This window comes from Pseudomonas sp. LB3P58, assembly GCF_054897895.1.
On the sequence record NZ_JBUBVE010000001.1, the window covers coordinates 5,990,980 to 6,009,170 of the forward strand.

General features: G+C 58.9%; 16 protein-coding genes. All 16 read right to left on the reverse strand.

Annotation, left to right across the window (positions count from 1 at the left end):
* Positions 1–2,115 (reverse strand): hypothetical protein, encoded by a 2,115-nt coding sequence (locus ACYZTZ_RS27980; protein ID WP_462000297.1) that lies wholly within the window; start codon positions 2,113–2,115, stop codon positions 1–3.
* Positions 2,102–3,298: a DUF3142 domain-containing protein gene (locus tag ACYZTZ_RS27985; RefSeq protein WP_462000298.1), complete on the reverse strand. Its 1,197-nt coding sequence runs from the start codon at positions 3,296–3,298 to the stop codon at positions 2,102–2,104. The genes ACYZTZ_RS27980 and ACYZTZ_RS27985 overlap by 14 nt, the downstream gene beginning before the upstream one ends.
* 68 nt (positions 3,299–3,366) lie before the next feature.
* Positions 3,367–5,397, reverse strand: a complete 2,031-nt coding sequence (locus ACYZTZ_RS27990; protein WP_462000299.1) for a pyridoxamine 5'-phosphate oxidase family protein — start codon at positions 5,395–5,397, stop codon at positions 3,367–3,369.
* Positions 5,398–5,460: 63 nt separating this feature from the next.
* Positions 5,461–6,087 carry a glutathione S-transferase family protein gene (locus ACYZTZ_RS27995; RefSeq protein ID WP_462000300.1) on the reverse strand — a complete coding sequence of 209 codons (627 nt, stop codon included), beginning with the start codon at positions 6,085–6,087 and terminating at the stop codon, positions 5,461–5,463.
* Positions 6,088–6,218: 131 nt separating this feature from the next.
* A complete protein-coding gene (locus ACYZTZ_RS28000; protein WP_462000301.1) occupies positions 6,219–7,121 on the reverse strand; it encodes a LysR family transcriptional regulator in 903 nt (300 codons plus the stop codon).
* Between the two features lie 78 nt (positions 7,122–7,199).
* The gene (gene glmS, locus ACYZTZ_RS28005) at positions 7,200–9,032 is read right to left on the reverse strand and encodes a glutamine--fructose-6-phosphate transaminase (isomerizing) (protein ID WP_462000302.1); all 1,833 of its coding nucleotides are present in this window, start codon (positions 9,030–9,032) and stop codon (positions 7,200–7,202) included.
* A 1-nt stretch (position 9,033) separates the two neighbouring features.
* Entirely contained in the window at positions 9,034–9,810 is a 777-nt protein-coding gene (locus ACYZTZ_RS28010) for a DeoR/GlpR family DNA-binding transcription regulator (RefSeq protein ID WP_415758534.1), read from the reverse strand.
* 200 nt (positions 9,811–10,010) lie between these two features.
* Entirely contained in the window at positions 10,011–11,378 is a 1,368-nt protein-coding gene (gene glmU, locus ACYZTZ_RS28015) for a bifunctional UDP-N-acetylglucosamine diphosphorylase/glucosamine-1-phosphate N-acetyltransferase GlmU (RefSeq protein WP_462000303.1), read from the reverse strand.
* A gap of 116 nt (positions 11,379–11,494) precedes the next feature.
* Positions 11,495–11,920, reverse strand: coding sequence for a F0F1 ATP synthase subunit epsilon (locus ACYZTZ_RS28020; RefSeq protein ID WP_008155716.1), 426 nt, complete (start codon positions 11,918–11,920; stop codon positions 11,495–11,497).
* Between the two features lie 45 nt (positions 11,921–11,965).
* Positions 11,966–13,345 carry a F0F1 ATP synthase subunit beta gene (atpD, locus tag ACYZTZ_RS28025; RefSeq protein ID WP_056738513.1) on the reverse strand — a complete coding sequence of 460 codons (1,380 nt, stop codon included), beginning with the start codon at positions 13,343–13,345 and terminating at the stop codon, positions 11,966–11,968.
* Between the two features lie 27 nt (positions 13,346–13,372).
* Positions 13,373–14,233: a F0F1 ATP synthase subunit gamma gene (gene atpG / locus ACYZTZ_RS28030; RefSeq protein ID WP_033059680.1), complete on the reverse strand. Its 861-nt coding sequence runs from the start codon at positions 14,231–14,233 to the stop codon at positions 13,373–13,375.
* Between the two features lie 50 nt (positions 14,234–14,283).
* Complete coding sequence (gene atpA / locus ACYZTZ_RS28035) at positions 14,284–15,828, reverse strand: F0F1 ATP synthase subunit alpha (protein WP_033059681.1); 1,545 nt, start codon at positions 15,826–15,828, stop codon at positions 14,284–14,286.
* Positions 15,829–15,849: 21 nt separating this feature from the next.
* On the reverse strand, positions 15,850–16,386 hold the full coding sequence (locus ACYZTZ_RS28040) for a F0F1 ATP synthase subunit delta (protein WP_033059683.1): 537 nt from the start codon (positions 16,384–16,386) through the stop codon (positions 15,850–15,852).
* A 12-nt stretch (positions 16,387–16,398) separates the two neighbouring features.
* Positions 16,399–16,869: a F0F1 ATP synthase subunit B gene (locus ACYZTZ_RS28045; RefSeq protein ID WP_046044927.1), complete on the reverse strand. Its 471-nt coding sequence runs from the start codon at positions 16,867–16,869 to the stop codon at positions 16,399–16,401.
* Between the two features lie 56 nt (positions 16,870–16,925).
* Positions 16,926–17,183, reverse strand: coding sequence for a F0F1 ATP synthase subunit C (gene atpE, locus ACYZTZ_RS28050; protein WP_002555987.1), 258 nt, complete (start codon positions 17,181–17,183; stop codon positions 16,926–16,928).
* A 133-nt stretch (positions 17,184–17,316) separates the two neighbouring features.
* The gene (atpB, locus tag ACYZTZ_RS28055) at positions 17,317–18,186 is read right to left on the reverse strand and encodes a F0F1 ATP synthase subunit A (RefSeq protein WP_149628571.1); all 870 of its coding nucleotides are present in this window, start codon (positions 18,184–18,186) and stop codon (positions 17,317–17,319) included.
* Between the last annotated feature and the right edge of the window lie 5 nt (positions 18,187–18,191).

The following is an 18,191-nucleotide window of genomic DNA, read 5'->3' on the forward strand; positions in this document are numbered from 1 at the left end:
TTACCTCGTCTTGCGGCGGCGGTTGATCAACAACAGCGCCGCTGCCATGACCGCTATCACACCGCCAATCTGCAACGGTGTTTTGTAAGGCCGCAGCTGCGAGCGCGCGGCGTCGGTGACCTGGGTCACATAGCGCTTGTCGGCGCTCTGAAAGTCCGGATCCTGGCATTGATGACCAAAATCGCCGGCCCAGACCACATACGGGCCTTCCTCGACATAACGACGGTAGAACGCGCTTTGCTCTTGCAGGCTGGTGCCCCACGACGAAGCCTTGCACAGCACCGAAGCAAACGCCTGACTGCTGTGGGGCAGATGATCCGCGGCCTTGCTTGCCAAAGCCGTGGCGACAAAACGGTAGTGGAAACGCTCATCGGGCTGCGCCACGGTGGCTTGCTGGCGCTGCACTTCACCCTCGGCCATCAGCGGCCCGACCTTGAGTTCCGCGCTTTCGAGACTGTAATTGCCGCCGAAGGTGGCGTAATCCGGGGACAGCTCGTAGCCCAACAACTCCATTCCGTCGAAACGGGCCAGTGTCGCGGCATGGTAATAAGCGAATGCCCGTTTGGTCGGCCACCATTTTGATTCGGCGTCGTGGCGCAACTGTCCGTACCACTTGGCCTTGGCCTGCAAATCGGCGTTATCGAAATAGGCTGGCGCTTCGTCGTACCGCTCTTCGCGCAGCAAGCGCCGCCCGAGCAAATTGCGCAGTTTCGCCGCCACCGGTAACTGCACGTAGTTATCGCGATCCTGTTGAGTCAGAGGGGGCGGCGACGGCACTTGAGTGTTGACGTATTGCTTGAGCTCATCGACGGTCAACACCCGCTCGGCGACCGTGGCGGCGTCGAACCAGTAGATATCTTTACTGCGATAAAGCTGATCAAACGCTTGCAGGTAATCCCCGCGTTGCAACGCCAGGATCGCGCTTTCCCCCTCGACCCGGCATTTAGGTTGAAGCGTTTCGAAGTCCCAGTCCGGCGTGCGTCGCTCACCCCACGACTCGTTCTGCGGGAAGGCCTGGGCAGCCTTGGCATACGCCGCGGCAGCCGCGTTTTTATCGCCATCGCGCACGGCCAGTTTGGCCCGCAGCCACCACGCCAGCCCGCCATCACCGGCGTGTTCGAGGAACGCCTTGGCGCTGGCGTAATCACCCTGTTGATAATTCACTGCCGCCAGACGATCCGCGTTGTCGAGGCTACCGTGGGTGCTGTTTTGCAGCAGTTTGATCAGTTTCAATTCGTTCGGCGGTTGATCGCCGAATGACCAGCCCAGTCGGCTGATCAACGACGCCGTCACCAGTTGCTGTACCGGTTTGCCCTTGAGCAACTCGGCCAGTTGATCGTCAGGCATCGCCGCGAGGTCGGCCACCAACAGTTTCAGCGAGGTATAACCCACCGCCGAACCCTGAAGGTTTTGCGTGGCGTAGAGTTCGATGGCGCTGTTCCAGTCGCCAGCGGTGCGGGCCACGCGGGCCTCTTCACCGAGGCTGGCGACGCCCAGTTCCAGTGGGTCGCTGAAGCCGTCGATGCTCAGTTGGCGGGTCTGCTCGAAGGCCTTTCGAGACTGAGCCAACAAGTCAGGGCCAGCGTCCGCTTCGGAGCTCATGGCAAACAGCGCCCGACCTAACGAGTAAGCCGCCCAGGTACTGCGTAACGCCCGTTGATCCGCCGGCAACGCCAGCACCTTCTGGAAGTACTCGGCTGCCAGTCCATGATCACCCGCATTGAATGCCACCGCGCCGGCCAGATAAAGCTTGAGTTCCGCCGGCAGGCTCGCGCCCTGACTCTCGACCTCATGCGCATCGGTCAGGCTGCGTAGCTGTTTCACCAGCGCTTGCTGCTCAGCCGTCAAACCGGATTGCTCAGCCTTATCCCGCTGTTCTGCGTAGTCGGGCGCATCCATGTTATAGGCGGTTTCGCTGACGTTCTTCAGCCCGGCGACCGCATGCCCGAGGCGACTGATTTCAAATCTGAAGTTACCTTCCGGCAGTTCCGCCAGCGACTGGCCGCGGTTGTCCAGCAGACGCATCGGGAAATCCGGCCCACAGGCCAGCGCCGAACCCAGCGGCAGGCTGAGGCTCAGGCAAAGCAGATGGCGGGGCCAGTTACGGGTCAACATTCGAACCTCCTTGATCAATATGTGCGCAACGAGCCCAACCCACGGCGCGCTGCCCGCCGGCCGGTATTCGACCGTCGCGCAGGCGGGTGAAGGTAAGCAGATCCGGACGCTGTTGCAACGCATAACCGGCCAGCGCATCGGCACCGTCACAACCCTGCACCGCGAGAGTCAGGCGTTCGGGCCAGGCGCTGTCGAGGTTGCCCTGATTGCTGAGGCTGATGTCATAGAGGTCGTTCTGCACCGAGAGTTTCAACGCCAGTCGACTGTCGAGGGCATCGCCACGCGCCACGGCGCCCAAGGTCGTCAGGCTCCAGGCCCGGCGGTCGCTGGCCAGCGGCAGGCGAAACCAGATCAGGCCCGCCAGATGCGCCGGTGGATCGTTGCGCAACTCGGTCCCGAGTCGGCTCAGTTGCTGCGGATCGGCGAGTAATTCCCGACGTTTGCCGCCCTGTTCGATCGGCACTTCGCTTTCCACTAACGGCGCACCGCCGCCTCCCGGCAACAACGCCACACCATAGGCCGGCAGCGCCAGATAGAAATGTTTCGAAGTGATGCGGCTCCAGGCCTTGGTCCATTGTCGGGCTTGATCCGGGTTAGACAAGCCAAGACGCGGATCGCTCACCGCGTGCACCTGCAACACGCTGCTGTCGACTGTGGATAACAACGCCGGTAATTCGGGACTGTCGAGCCAGGCCGGCAATGCGGTGATGCTCAGCGCAATAGTGGCCGGCAAAACTGCGCGCAGGTGCGTAAGAAATTCGCGGTAGGCCGGTAGCCGAGCATTACCGGCATCGTGGTCGATTTCCACGCCAGAGAGATTCAACCCCTGCCCTTGCCAATCGCCGAGCACCTGCAGGATCTGCGCGGTGACTTCGTCCCGATCCAGCGACTTAAGCTGGCCGTCGAGACGAATCACCGCGATCAGCGGCCGACCATCACGCTTGAGCAGCGCCGGATCAATCCGCGCCCGACTCCAACCCGCCTCAGGGAATGCCTGCAAGGCCAGCACCCGCAGGGTGGAAAAGTCAGCGCGGCTGTCCCTCAGCGCCGCTTCGTGGGCCGGTGTCCATTGCCGTTGCCAGACGTAGAGTTGCTGATCGAGCGGCGGCGCGTCCTGTCGTTCGCAACCGCTGAGCAACGCCACCGCGACAATCAACGCCGACAGACGAGCAAAAAAATACATAAATCCCCTTGAGCGAATCAGATCCTTTGTAGCAGCTGTCGAGCCTGCGAGGCTGCGTTCCGCAGATGCTACAGGTCGAGGACCAAAGGCTGCGACCCCTGCGCCGGAATCGCACAACAAATCAGCACGTGTCCGTCGTCCGGCACTTCGGCCGGCGGCTGTGGATAATTCACCTGGCCGCTGATCAGGCGAGTCTTGCAGGTCCCGCAGGAACCACCGCGGCAACTGAATTCCGGGCGCAACCCTCGGCTTTCCGCCAACTCCAGCAAACTGCCACCGTCAGGTTGCCAGCGGGCCTCTTTTGCCGAGCGCTGAAACACCACCGGCACCGAGGTCGTAGCCGCGGGCGGTTGCTCGATGATCACCGCATCGGGGTCCGGCACCCGGCGCAAGGTCGAGGGGCCAAAGGTTTCGGCGTGAATCCTTGCATCACGGATGTCCAGTTCCCGCAGGCCGTCGTACAGCCCTTGGGTAAAACTGCCCGGACCGCAGAGGACAAAATCCAGCTGATCGTAGTCCTCCACTTCAAGGAGGGTCTTGAGCAGCGCGGTGTCGATCCGTCCCGTCAGGTCGAAATCCTCACCCTCCAAGGCCCCGGCTTCGGGCTGACTCACCAGACGCAGCACCCTGACCGCATCACCTGCGCCATCGAGCAAGCGATCCAGCTCAGGACGAAACACTTGATCGGCCAACGTGCGCGAACTCTGGAGAAACCAGGTCGGCCGGATGCGGCGGGTGCGCAGGCCTTGGTAAACCACCTCGCGCAGCATCGACAGCAGCGGCGTGATGCCGACACCGGCAGCCAACAACACCAGAGGCCGACGTTCATTAGGTGCCACGGTGAAATGCCCTTGAGGCGCACGGGCTTCCAACAGATCACCGACACGCACCTGTTCATGCAGGTGCGAAGACACCAAGCCTTCACGCTTCACGCTGATGCGGAAAAAATCATCGGACGGCGCGCTCGACAGACTATACGTGCGGATATGCACCTCGCCGGCAATGGTGAAGCGCAGCGGCAAATGCTGCCCGGCCTGAAACACTGGCAACCCCGCGCCATCGGCAGGCTCCAGATAGATCGAGCGGATGTTGTGGCTTTCCTCTTTGATGCGCGCCACCCGCAGCGGCCGCCAACGATCGCCCAACGCCTGGGCTTGCAGACGGGCGTTGGCCTGCGCCCAGGTGCCGGTCAGCAAACTGGTGGGAGACACACCGTCAAAGCGCCAGCGCAGAGCAAGCGCGGCGGGCCGACGCACCACGCTTTCCACCTCTAATGTCCACAAGCGCTCGGCCCCTTGAAACGCCTCGACCTGTGGGCCTTCAAGAATGACTTCGGTGCGACCGCTGAGGTGCAGCAGGTCTCCCGAATTGAAATCGATAAACAGCAAACCGGCCCGGGGATTGAGCAGCAGGTTGCCCAAAGTGTTGAAAAACAGGTTGCCGGCGAAATCCGGAATGGTCAGGCGATTGCCTTCCACCTGTACGAAACCGGCCTGGCCGCCGCGGTGAGAAACGTCCACCGAACGTTGGCCATCGACGTCCACGTAACTGGCGACAAAGAACGTATCGGCTCCTGCAATCAGGGCTTTGGCCGCCTCATCCAGCCCGTTGAGGTGTTGCGCGATGCGAGTCGACGGATCCGCCAACGGCACCGAGCGAAACTGGCGCAATTGAATGTATTGCGGGCAATTGCCGAAGGACTGCTCCACCGTCACATCGAAGCCGCTTGCCGTGATAGCGCCGACTCGGCCGTTGAGGCGGTTGCGGCGGCGGGTGTGCAGTTCGATCCCCAGCAAGCCGATCGCCGCGCCCTCCGTCAATTGCGCCGGATCATCAGCGCCCGGCAGGCTGCTAAATTGCAGCGTGCCTGGCTCGGGCGAGTGAGCGAAACCCGGTGGCCCTTCAAGAATACTGGCCCAAGGATTACCGTCGGCATCCACCGCGCCGTACAGCATGAACGGCAGTTGCTCATAGAACGTGCGGTGCTGATCCGGCATCTCGCTGCGAATCACCTTACGACCGAGCACCTCCATTCGCTCGGCAATGCCCACATGAGCCTGCAACTGTTTCTCGCCGGCGTGCCAGGGTGAACGGTCCACAACGACTTCTCCCCTGCGCCATCGGCGCAGTGTGAACGACCCGAGAGTGTCGGGCCGTAAGCATCAGGCAGTTTTTTGCAGGCCGGCAACGGTGCGCGGCATGCCGACAAACCCTGGCAACGCTTCGACCCGCGCCAACCAGGCGCGGATGTTGGCGTAGTCCTCAAGGGACACGTTGCCTTCTGGCGCATGGGCGATGTAGCTGTAGGCCGAAACGTCGGCAATGGTTGGCTCGGCGCCCGCCAGATACGGCGTTGCTGCCAGTTCCTGATTGATCACCTTGAGCACGGAGTGGGAGTAAGCGATCACCTCTTCAGCGTTGTAAGCCGCACCAAACACCGTTATCAGCCTCGCTCTGGCGGGGCCAAAGGCAATCGGCCCAGCGGCAATCGACAACCAGCGCTGAACCTTGGCCGCCCCCACCGGATCGGTTGGCAGCCAGCGGCCGTCGCCATATTTTTGCGCCAGATAAACCAGAATCGCGTTGGAGTCGGCCAGCACCACGCCTTGATCATCGATGACCGGAATTTGACCAAAAGCGTTGAGCGCGAGGAAATCCGGCTGTTTGTGCGCGCCTTTGGGCAAGTCGACAAAGATCAGCTCGGTCGGCAGCTGCAGCAGGGACAGCATCAGCTCCACACGGTGAGCGTGGCCGGAACGTGGGAAATTGTAGAGTTTGATCGCTTGCATGGTCGACTCCGCTGGGTGGTGGCGCTGTTGAACAGTGTTCGGCACCGATGGGGCGCTATCTTCCACCCGCAACCAAAACAACAGAATAACCAGCCAACGCAATCCATTATTTCACCAGGTGAAATAAACCATCACGCCTGCAAGGACGGGTGCTCACGCAGCGCGCTCACTGCAAAATCCACAAAACTGCGGATCCGCGCAGGGGCCTTGCGCCCACCCTGATAGACCACATGGATAGGCAAGGGCGGCAGTTCGAAGTCCGCCAGAACGATTTCCAGCTCACCGGAGGCGACTTTGCTCGCGACCTGATAAGACAGAACCCGGGTCAGCCCCAAACCCAGGCAAGCCGCCGTAATGGCCGCCTGATTGGCCGTCACCACCAGGCGCGGTGCTGGTCGAACACTCAGCGGCTCTCCCCCTTCGAGGAACGGCCAGGTTCTCGACTGACCGATAGAGGACGTCGCAATAACCGGCGCCTGAGCCAGGTCCTGAGGATGTCGAGGTCGGCCATGAGCTGCCAGAAAGTCCGGCGAGCCGCAAATCACCCGCCGAACCTCACCCACGCGAATCGCGTGCTGATTACTGTCTGGCAACTCACCGATGCGCACGGCAACATCAATGCCCTCCTCGACCATGCTGACCACTCGATCGACCAGCAACCCATTGATGCTGACTTCAGGAAACTGCGTCAGATAATTCACCATCACCGGCGTGACAAACAGCTCACCGAACAACACCGGCGCAGTAATTGTCAGTTGCCCACGCGGTTGGGTGTGACTGCCCGCCGCCGAGTCCTCGGCTTCCTGCACCTCGGCGAGAATCCTCCGACAGTCTTCCAGGTAACGTTGACCCGCCTCGCTCAAATGCACACTGCGGGTGGTGCGCGTCAGCAGCACCGTGCCGATGCGTTTCTCCAGCGCCGCCACGGCGCGAGTGACGCTGGCGGCCGACAGGCCCAAACGCCGCGCCGCCGCCGAGAAGCCTTGGTCTTGGGCGACGGCAGCGAAGACCTGCATTTCCTGGAATCGGTCCATGGGCGTGTCCTCAATTCAGATAAAAAAAATCGCAACCGTAGGCTGCGATTTTTAATGTTTCCATCACCTGTGGATAACTTATTCCACCGTCACCGACTTCGCCAGGTTACGCGGTTGGTCAACGTCGGTGCCCTTCAACACAGCAACGTAATACGAGAGCAACTGCAGCGGAATGGTGTAGAGGATCGGCGACAGGATGTCGTGGATGTGCGGCATTTGCACAACGTGCGTGCCTTCGCCATTGGTCATGCCAGCTTGTTCGTCCGCGAAGACGATCAGCTCGCCACCACGGGCGCGGACTTCCTGGAGGTTGGATTTCAACTTCTCCAGCAGCTCGTTGTTCGGTGCCACGGTGACCACTGGCATGTCGTTATCCACAAGCGCCAACGGGCCGTGTTTCAGCTCGCCGGCCGGATAGGCTTCAGCGTGGATGTAGGAGATTTCCTTGAGCTTGAGCGCCCCTTCCATCGCCACCGGGAATTGCGCGCCACGACCGAGGAACAGGGTGTGGTTTTTTTCGGCGAACAGCTCGGCGATTTTTTCAACGGTGCCGTCCATGGCCAGGGCTTCGCCGAGGCGGGTTGGCAGGCGACGCAGCTCTTCAACCAATGTGGCTTCGACGCCTTTGGCCAACGTGCCGTGAACCTGACCCAAGGACAGGGTCAGCAACAGCAGACCGACCAACTGAGTGGTAAAGGCTTTGGTCGAGGCCACGCCGATTTCGCGACCGGCCTGGGTCAGCAGAGTCAGATCGGATTCACGTACCAATGAGCTGATGCCGACGTTGCAAATCGCCAGGCTGGCGAGGTAACCCAACTCTTTGGCGTTACGCAGAGCGGCCAGGGTGTCGGCGGTTTCACCAGACTGGGAGATGGTCACGAACAGGGTGTCGGCCTGCACCACCACCTTGCGGTAGCGGAACTCGCTGGCGACTTCGACCTGACACGGGATGCCGGCCAGTTCTTCGAGCCAGTAACGGGCAACCATGCCGGCGTGGTAACTGGTGCCGCACGCGACAATCTGCACGTTACGCACTTTGGCGAACAACTCGGCAGCCTGTGGACCGAACGCTTGCACCAGCACTTGATTCTGGCTAATGCGACCTTCCAGGGTGCGCTGCACCACGGCCGGTTGCTCGTGAATTTCCTTGAGCATGAAGTGGCGGAATTCACCCTTGTCGGCGGCTTCGGCACCATCGCGGTACTGCACCGACTCACGCTCGACCACTTGGCCGCTAACGTCCCAGATTTGCACGCTGTCGCGGCGAATTTCGGCAATATCGCCTTCTTCCAGGTACATGAAGCGGTCAGTGACCTGGCGCAGGGCCAACTGATCGGAAGCCAGGAAGTTTTCACCCATACCCAGACCGATGACCAACGGGCTGCCGCTACGGGCCGCGACCAGACGATCCGGTTGCCGAGCGCTGATGACCGCCAGACCATAAGCACCGTGCAGCTCTTTGACAGTAGCCTTCAGGGCCACGGTCAAATCAGGCAGATCCTTGAGTTTGTGGTTCAACAGGTGAGCAATGACTTCGGTGTCGGTGTCTGAGGTGAACACGTAACCCAAGGCTTTCAGTTGCTCGCGCAGGGCTTCGTGGTTCTCGATGATGCCGTTGTGCACCACCGCCAGATCACCGGAAAAATGCGGGTGAGCGTTGCGCTCGCACGGCGCACCGTGAGTGGCCCAACGTGTGTGGGCGATACCCAGGCGGCCGACCAGCGGTTCTTCGGCCAGCGCCAGTTCCAATTCACTGACCTTGCCCGGGCGACGCAGGCGCTCAAGCTTTTGGTCATTGGTGTAGACCGCTACACCTGCACTGTCATAGCCACGGTATTCCAGGCGTTTCAGGCCTTCGAGCAGGATGGCGGTGATATTACGTTCTGCTACTGCGCCGACAATTCCACACATGCTATTTCTCCTGACTGACAGCCGCGAGGATCAAGTTGATTCCGCGGGCCTGTATCTGATCCCGTGCCTCGAGCGGCAGGCGATCATCGGTAATAAGGGTATGGACGCTGCTCCAGGGCAGCTCCAGGTTGGGGATCTTGCGGCCGATCTTGTCGGCCTCCACCATGACAACCACTTCCCGGGCGACTTCAGCCATGACCCGGCTCAATCCCAGCAGTTCGTTGAAGGTGGTGGTACCGCGAACCAGGTCGATGCCATCGGCACCGATGAACAACTGGTCGAAATCGTAAGAGCGTAGTACCTGCTCGGCCACCTGCCCCTGAAAGGACTCGGAATGCGGGTCCCAAGTGCCGCCGGTCATCAACAACACCGGCTCATGCTCAAGTTCGCTCAAGGCATTGGCGACATGCAGCGAGTTGGTCATCACGACCAGGCCCGGCTGCTGGCCGAGTTCCGGAATCATCGCCGCCGTGGTGCTGCCACTGTCGATGATGATCCGCGCATGCTCGCGAATCCGCGTAACGGCGGCGCGGGCGATAGCCTGCTTGTATTTAGACACCGGCTGACCAAGGTCGGCCACCAGCTCTTGAGGCAGGGTAATCGCTCCGCCATAACGGCGCAGCAGCAAACCATTGGTCTCAAGCGCCGCGAGATCCTTGCGGATCGTAACTTCCGACGTTTCGAAGCGCTTGGCCAGCTCATCCACACTGACTTCGCCCTGCTCATTGAGCAAGGCGAGGATGTTGTGACGGCGTTGAGGTGTATTGCGTTTCGACATGGCTTGGCAAGTTTCGATTCGAAAGATAACGAAAGCAATAAAAACCTATTGGCGAAACTTCGTCAAGCGTGGGCCGATAAAAAGACCTGTGGATAACCAAAAAAGATCGCAGCCTGCGGCAGCTCCTACAGGGAGTTTGTGTTCACTCTGTAGGAGCTGCCGAAGGCTGCGATCTTTTGATCTTTCAATCTGTGGATAACTTAGCTCTTCTTGATTTTCTCAGGCCGCTTCCAGCCATCGATATTCTTCTGCCGCGCACGACCCACGGCCAACTGCGCCTTATCCACATTCTGCGTAATGGTCGAACCCGCCGCCGTGGTTGCACCCGAAGAGATATCCACAGGCGCAACCAACGAGTTGTTGGAACCGATGAACACATCTTCACCCAGCACGGTTTTCCACTTATTGGCGCCATCGTAGTTGCAGGTGATGGTGCCCGCGCCGATGTTGGTACGCGCGCCGATCTCGGCATCACCCAGATAGGTCAGATGACCGGCCTTGGCGCCCTCGCCGAGATGAGCGTTCTTCAGCTCAACAAAGTTACCCACATGCGCTCGTGCTTCCAGCACAGTACCTGGACGCAAACGAGCGAACGGGCCGGCATCGCTGCCTTCGCCGAGAATCGCGCCTTCGATGTGGCTGTTGGCCTTGATCACCACACCTTTGCGCAGGGTGCTGTCCTTGATCACACAGTTCGGGCCGATCACCACGTCGTCCTCGATAACGACCTTGCCTTCGAGGATCACGTTGATGTCGATCAGCACGTCGCGGCCGACGGTGATTTCACCGCGCACATCGAAACGAGCCGGGTCACGCAGGGTCACGCCCTGGGCCATCAACCGACGACCGGCGCGCAGCTGATAGTGACGCTCAAGCTCGGAAAGCTGCTTGCGGTCGTTGGCGCCCTGCACTTCCATGGCGTCATGCGGTTGCTCGGTGGCCACCACCAGACCATCGCTAACCGCCATCGCGATGACGTCGGTCAGGTAGTACTCGCCCTGGGCGTTGTTGTTCGAAAGACGGCTCATCCAGCCAGCCAATTGCGCGAACGGCAGTGCCAGAATGCCGGTGTTGCCTTCAGTGATCGCTCGTTCGGCTTCGTTGGCGTCTTTCTGCTCGACGATGGCTGTTACTTTGCCGTCGGCGTTGCGGACGATGCGGCCATAGCCGGTCGGGTCGTCCAGTTCTACAGTCAGCAAACCCAGCTGCTGCGGCGCTACTTGCTTGAGCAGACGCTGCAGGGTCTCGACTTCGATCAATGGCACGTCACCATAAAGAATCAGGACGGTGTCGGACTCAATGAAGGGCACCGCTTGAGCAACGGCGTGGCCAGTCCCAAGCTGCTTGTCCTGCAAGACGAAATTCAGATCATCAGCCGCCAGACGCTCGCGCACTGCATCGGCACCATGACCGATGACGACGTGGATGCGCTGTGGATCAAGTTGCCGGGCGCTGTGGATAACATGGCCGAGCATCGAGTTGCCGGCAATCGGATGCAGAACTTTCGGCAGTGCCGAACGCATGCGGGTGCCTTGACCAGCAGCGAGGATAACGATTTCTAAAGACATGACTGGCTACCAATCCTGGGAGGTCAGCGGCTGCGACCAGGTTTTGAATATCTAAAAAGAAAAAAGGGTAGCCGAGGCTACCCTTTTTAATCAATCGCACAACAAGCGGTGGCCTATTAGTGGCCGAACTTCTTGCGGATCTGCTGGACGGTGCGCAGCTGAGCTGCAGCCTCGGCCAGACGTGCGGCAGCAGAACCGTAATCGAATTCTGCACCACGGTCATGCAAGGCCTTCTCGGCAGCCTTAACGGCTTCCTGAGCGGAGGCTTCGTCCAGGTCGGCAGCACGTTGCACAGTGTCGGCAAGTACCTTGACCATGTTCGGCTGAACCTCGAGGAAACCGCCAGAGATGTAATACACCTCCTCTTCCCCGCCCTGCTTGATCAGGCGGATCGGGCCCGGCTTGAGATTAGTGATCAGCGGCGCGTGACCCAGAGCGATACCAAGATCACCCAGTGCACCGTGCGCAACCACCATCTCGACCAGGCCGGAGAAGATTTCCCCTTCCGCGCTGACGATATCGCAATGGACTGTCATAGCCATCTGATTGCCTCAACCTAAATTAGCGCCCGTTGCCGGGCGCCGGGATTACAGTTTCTTGGCTTTCTCGATCGCTTCTTCGATGCCGCCGACCATGTAGAACGCTTGTTCTGGCAGGTGGTCGTAGTCACCGTTGAGGATGCCTTTGAAGCCAGCAATGGTGTCTTTCAGGGAAACGTATTTACCCGAAGCACCGGTGAAGACTTCAGCCACGAAGAACGGCTGCGACAAGAAACGCTGGATCTTACGAGCACGGTTTACCAACTGCTTGTCGGATTCCGACAGCTCGTCCATACCCAGGATCGCAATGATGTCCTTCAGTTCTTTGTAACGTTGCAGAACATACTGTACGCCGCGAGCGGTGTCGTAGTGGTCCTGGCCGATTACGTTCGGGTCCAGCTGGCGCGAAGTCGAGTCGAGTGGATCGACCGCTGGGTAGATACCCAGGGAAGCGATGTCACGGGACAGAACGACGGTGGCGTCCAAGTGGGCGAAAGTGGTCGCTGGCGACGGGTCAGTCAAGTCATCCGCAGGTACGTATACCGCTTGGATCGAAGTGATCGAACCGTTTTTGGTCGAAGTGATACGCTCTTGCAGAGTACCCATCTCTTCGGCCAGGGTCGGCTGGTAACCTACTGCGGAAGGCATACGGCCCAGCAGTGCGGATACTTCAGTACCGGCCAGGGTGTAACGATAGATGTTGTCGACGAACAGCAGAACGTCGTTACCTTCGTCACGGAACTTCTCGGCCATGGTCAGGCCGGTCAGTGCTACGCGCAGACGGTTACCCGGCGGCTCGTTCATCTGACCGTAAACCAGTGCCACTTTGTCCAGAACGTTGGAATCCTTCATCTCGTGGTAGAAGTCGTTACCCTCACGAGTACGCTCACCCACACCGGCGAACACGGAATAACCGCTGTGCTCGATGGCGATGTTACGGATCAGTTCCATCATGTTTACGGTTTTGCCTACACCGGCACCACCGAACAGACCGACTTTACCACCCTTGGCGAACGGGCAAACCAGGTCGATAACCTTGATGCCGGTTTCCAGCAGGTCGTTGCCGCCAGCTTGTTCAGCGAAGGTTGGCGCAGGACGGTGAATGCCCCAGCGCTCTTCGGTGTCAATCGGGCCAGCTTCGTCGATCGGGTTGCCCAGAACGTCCATGATCCGGCCCAGGGTCGCTTTACCGACCGGTACGGAGATGGCTGCGCCAGAGTCCTTGACTTCCAGACCGCGCTTCAAGCCTTCGGTGGAACCCATCGCAATGGTACGAACCACGCCGTCGCCCAGCTGTTGCTGAACTTCCAGAGTGGTCCCTGCCGCGCTTTGTACCAACAGCGCGTTGTAGATGCTCGGTACGCTGTCGCGTGGAAATTCCACGTCGATAACGGCGCCGATGATTTGAACGATACGTCCGCTACTCATAGCTGGATCCTCTGAATATTTGAACCGTTAAACCGCGGCAGCGCCGCCGACGATTTCCGAGATCTCTTGGGTGATCGCAGCCTGACGCGCCTTGTTGTAGACCAGCTGCAAATCGCTGATCAAATCACCGGCGTTGTCGGTAGCGTTCTTCATCGCGATCATCCGCGCAGCTTGTTCAGCCGCGTTGTTCTCGACCACCGCCTGGTAGACCTGCGACTCGACGTAACGGACCATCAAGCCATCAAGCAGCTCTTTGGCATCCGGTTCGTAGAGATAGTCCCAGTGGTGCTTGAGCGATTGATCCGGGGTCGCCTCCAGTGGAATCAACTGCTCCACAGTAGGCTGTTGCGTCATGGTGTTGATGAACTTGTTGGACACCACGGACAGGCGATCAATACGGCCGTCCAGGTAGGCATCCAGCATCACCTTGACGCTGCCAATCAGATCATTGATCGACGGCTCTTCACCCAGGTGGCTGATAGCTGCAACGACGTTGCCGCCGAAGTTGCGGAAGAAAGCCGCACCCTTGCTACCAACAACACACAGATCGATCTCGACGCCGTTTTCGCGGTTTACCGCCATGTCCTTGACCAGGGCCTTGAACAGGTTGGTGTTCAAGCCACCACACAGACCACGGTCACTGCTCACTACGACATAACCGACGCGCTTGATTTCACGCTCGATCATGAAAGGGTGGCGATATTCCGGGTTGGCGTTGGCCAAATGACCAATAACCTGGCGGATGCGCTCCGCGTAAGGACGGCTAGCAGCCATGCGCATTTGTGCCTTGCGCATTTTACTGACCGCCACTTTTTCCATGGCGCTGGTAATCTTTTGCGTGCTTTTGATGCTCGCAATCTTACTGCGAATCTCTTTTGCGCCTGCCATGTAACACCTATCAGGTTAGCAAGCGGGAGCCTTGCGGCTCCCGCTGCGGCTTACCAGGTTTGGGTGGCCTTGAACTTCTCGATACCGGCTTTCATGCCAGCGTCGATTTCGTCATTGAAGTCACCCTTCACGTTGATCTTCGCCATCAATTCGGCGTGATCGCGGTTGAAGAAAGCAATCAGCGCTTGTTCGAAGCTGCCGATCTTGGCGATTTCAACGTCGGTCAGGAACCCACGCTCAGCGGCATACAGCGACAGCGCCATGTCAGCGATCGACATTGGTGCATATTGCTTCTGCTTCATCAGCTCGGTAACGCGCTGACCATGCTCAAGTTGCTTACGGGTCGCTTCGTCCAGGTCAGAAGCGAACTGGGCGAATGCCGCCAGTTCACGGTACTGAGCCAGAGCGGTACGGATACCACCGGAGAGCTTCTTGATGATCTTGGTCTGAGCGGCACCACCCACACGGGATACCGAAACACCGGCGTTCACAGCAGGACGGATCCCGGAGTTGAACATGGCCGATTCCAGGAAGATCTGACCGTCGGTGATGGAAATCACGTTGGTCGGAACGAACGCGGAAACGTCGCCAGCCTGGGTTTCGATGATCGGCAGTGCGGTCAGGGAACCGGTTTTGCCGGTCACTGCGCCGTTGGTGAACTTCTCTACGTACTCTTCCGAAACGCGGGATGCGCGCTCCAGCAGACGGGAGTGGAGATAGAACACGTCGCCTGGGTAAGCTTCACGGCCTGGTGGACGGCGCAGCAGCAGGGAAATCTGGCGGTAAGCCACTGCTTGCTTGGACAGATCGTCATAAACGATCAGCGCGTCTTCACCGCGGTCGCGGAAGAATTCACCCATGGTGCAACCGGAGTACGGTGCCAGGAACTGCAGTGCTGCAGATTCCGAAGCGCTCGCGGCAACGACGATGGTGTTAGCCAGTGCGCCGTTTTCTTCCAGTTTGCGAACCACGTTAGCGATGGTCGATTGTTTCTGACCGATCGCTACGTAGACGCAGAAAATACCGCTGTTTTTCTGGTTGATGATCGCGTCGATCGCCAGAGCGGTTTTACCGATCTGACGGTCACCGATGATCAGCTCACGCTGGCCACGGCCGACAGGAATCATGGCATCGACAGCCTTGTAGCCAGTCTGTACAGGCTGGTCTACCGACTTACGCCAGATCACGCCTGGAGCAACTTTCTCGACCGCATCGGTCTCGGTGTTGTTCAGCGGACCTTTGCCGTCAACTGGGTTACCCAGTGCGTCGACTACGCGACCCAGCAGTTCCTTACCAACCGGAACTTCGAGGATGCGGCCAGTGCACTTGGCGCTCATGCCTTCAGCCAGAGACTGGTAAGAGCCCAATACAACGGCACCTACGGAGTCTTGCTCCAGGTTGAGAGCCATACCGAAGACGCCGCCCGGAAACTCGATCATCTCGCCGTACATTACGTCGGCCAGACCGTGAATCCGCACGATACCGTCAGATACGCTGACGACAGTGCCTTCGTTACGGGCTTGGGAGGTCACATCGAGCTTGTCGATGCGGCCCTTGATAATTTCACTTATTTCGGAAGGATTGAGTTGCTGCATTGCTCTGCTGCCCCTTCAAACTCAAGATTTCAATGCTTCGGCAAGGTTCGCGAGTTTGCCGCGAATCGAGCCATCGATTACCAGGTCGCCGGCGCGGATGATGACACCACCAATAAGGGTGGCATCCTCCGCAGCGTGCAGTCGCACTTCCCGGCCGAGCCGTGCACTGAGAACCTTGGCGAGTTTGTCTTGCTGTTCTTGGTTCAATGCAAAAGCACTGGTTACGTCCACGTCTACCGATTTCTCTTGTTCGGCCTTGTACAGGTCAAACAGAGCGGCGATCTCCGGCAAAAGCGGGAGACGGTCGTTTTCGGCAACGACGTGAATGAAATTCTGTGCCTTGGCATCGAACTTGTCGCCACACACGTCAATAAACGTGGTGGCCTTGTTTGCGCTCGTCAGTCGCGGGGCCTTGAGCACGCGCTGCATAGTGTCGTCTTGCGACACTGCTGCAGCCAGGCCGAGCATGGCTGACCAAGAGGCCAGTTGCTGGTGGGCCTGGGCGTGCTCGAAGGCTGCCTTAGCGTAAGGTCGGGCCAACGTGGTCAATTCTGCCATGATCGCCCTCGCTTAAATTTCAGCAGCCAGTTTGTTTACCAGCTCCGCGTGCGCGTTTTGATCGATTGTGGCACCCAAGATCTTCTCGGCGCCGCCAACGGCCAGAGCACCCAATTGGGCACGCAGCGCGTCTTTGACACTGTTCAGTTCCTGCTCGATCTCGGCCTGAGCCTGAACCTTCACACGGTCAGCGTCGATACGGGCTTTTTCAACAGCCTCATCGACGATCTGGTTACCGCGTTTCTTGGCTTGCTCAATGATTTCGGCTGCCTGAGCTTTTGCTTCGCGCAGTTGATGACCCGCTTTCTCTTGGGCCAACTCCAGGTCGCGAGCTGCTCGGCTGGCAGCATCCAGTCCATCCGCGATCTTCTTCTGACGTTCGTGCAAAGCCGCGATGACCGGAGGCCACACGAACTTCATGCAAAACAGTACAAAAATGAAGAACGCAACGGACTGGCCAATCAGGGTTGCATTAATGTTCACGCCAACACCTCGCTCGTTCGTTGCACATCACACCAATTACTCGAAGGTTCGAGTAATTAGCCAGCGAGTTGACCAACGAATGGGTTCGCGAAGGTGAAGAACAGAGCGATACCAACACCGATCATGGTTACGGCGTCGAGCAGACCGGCAACGATGAACATTTTGACTTGCAGCATTGGAACCATCTCTGGCTGACGCGCTGCGCCTTCCAGGAACTTGCCGCCCAACAGGCCGAAACCAATTGCGGTACCCAGTGCGCCCAGGCCGATCAACAGTGCAACAGCGATAGCGGTTAGACCAACTACAGTTTCCATCTTTCCTCCCGACTTTTACGTCGTATGGTTTAGGTTTTTTAGATTTTAAAGCGGTAAAACAAATCGTTTCATAGCCCTGTTCGGGCCCCCACTCGTTTGACCGAGTGGGACATCAGACTAGTCGAGACTGGTCTTAATGGTTCTCTTCGTGCGCCATCGACAGGTAAACGATGGACAGCATCATGAAGATAAACGCCTGCAGGGTGATGATCAGGATGTGGAACACAGCCCACGCCCACTGCAGAACAATGCCCAGGCCGCTAAGCCAGAGCAGACCGCTGCCGAACATCACAGCAATCAGAATGAAGACCAGTTCGCCGGCGTACATGTTGCCGAACAGACGCAGTGCCAGGGAGATTGGCTTGGCAACCAGCGTCACGAACTCCAGCAGGAAGTTCACCGGGATCAGCAGAGCTTGAACGAAGATGTTCTTGCTGCCGAACGGGTGCAGGGTCAGTTCGCCGATGAAGCCGCCGATGCCCTTGACCTTGATGCTGTAGAAAATGATCAACGCGAATACCGACAGGGACATACCCAGGGTCGCATTCGGGTCAGTGGTAGAAACAGCACGGAAGACCAGGTGCGGGTCGCCGGTAATGAAGGCAGCCAGCTTAGGAATCCAGTCAACCGGTACCAGGTCGACGGCGTTCATCAGGAACACCCAGACAAAAATCGTCAGGGCCAATGGCGCGATCAATGGATTACGGCCGTGAAAGGTATCTTTCACGCTGGTGTCTACGAACTCGATCAGAACCTCTACGAAGTTCTGCAGGCCGCCAGGCTGACCGGAAGTCGCCTTCTTTGCCGCCATGCGGAAAAGAAGAACGAAAATCAGACCCAACGCGACCGACCAGCCGAGAGTATCGACGTGGAAAGCCCAGAAGCCCATTTCTTTGGCTTCTGCTGCGGTGTGGGCAAAACCCCACCCGCCAGTTGGGTGCTGACCGAAGGTCAGGTTCTGCAAGTGGTGCTGGATATAGCCCGAAGCGGTTGTCTCTGCCATGGTTG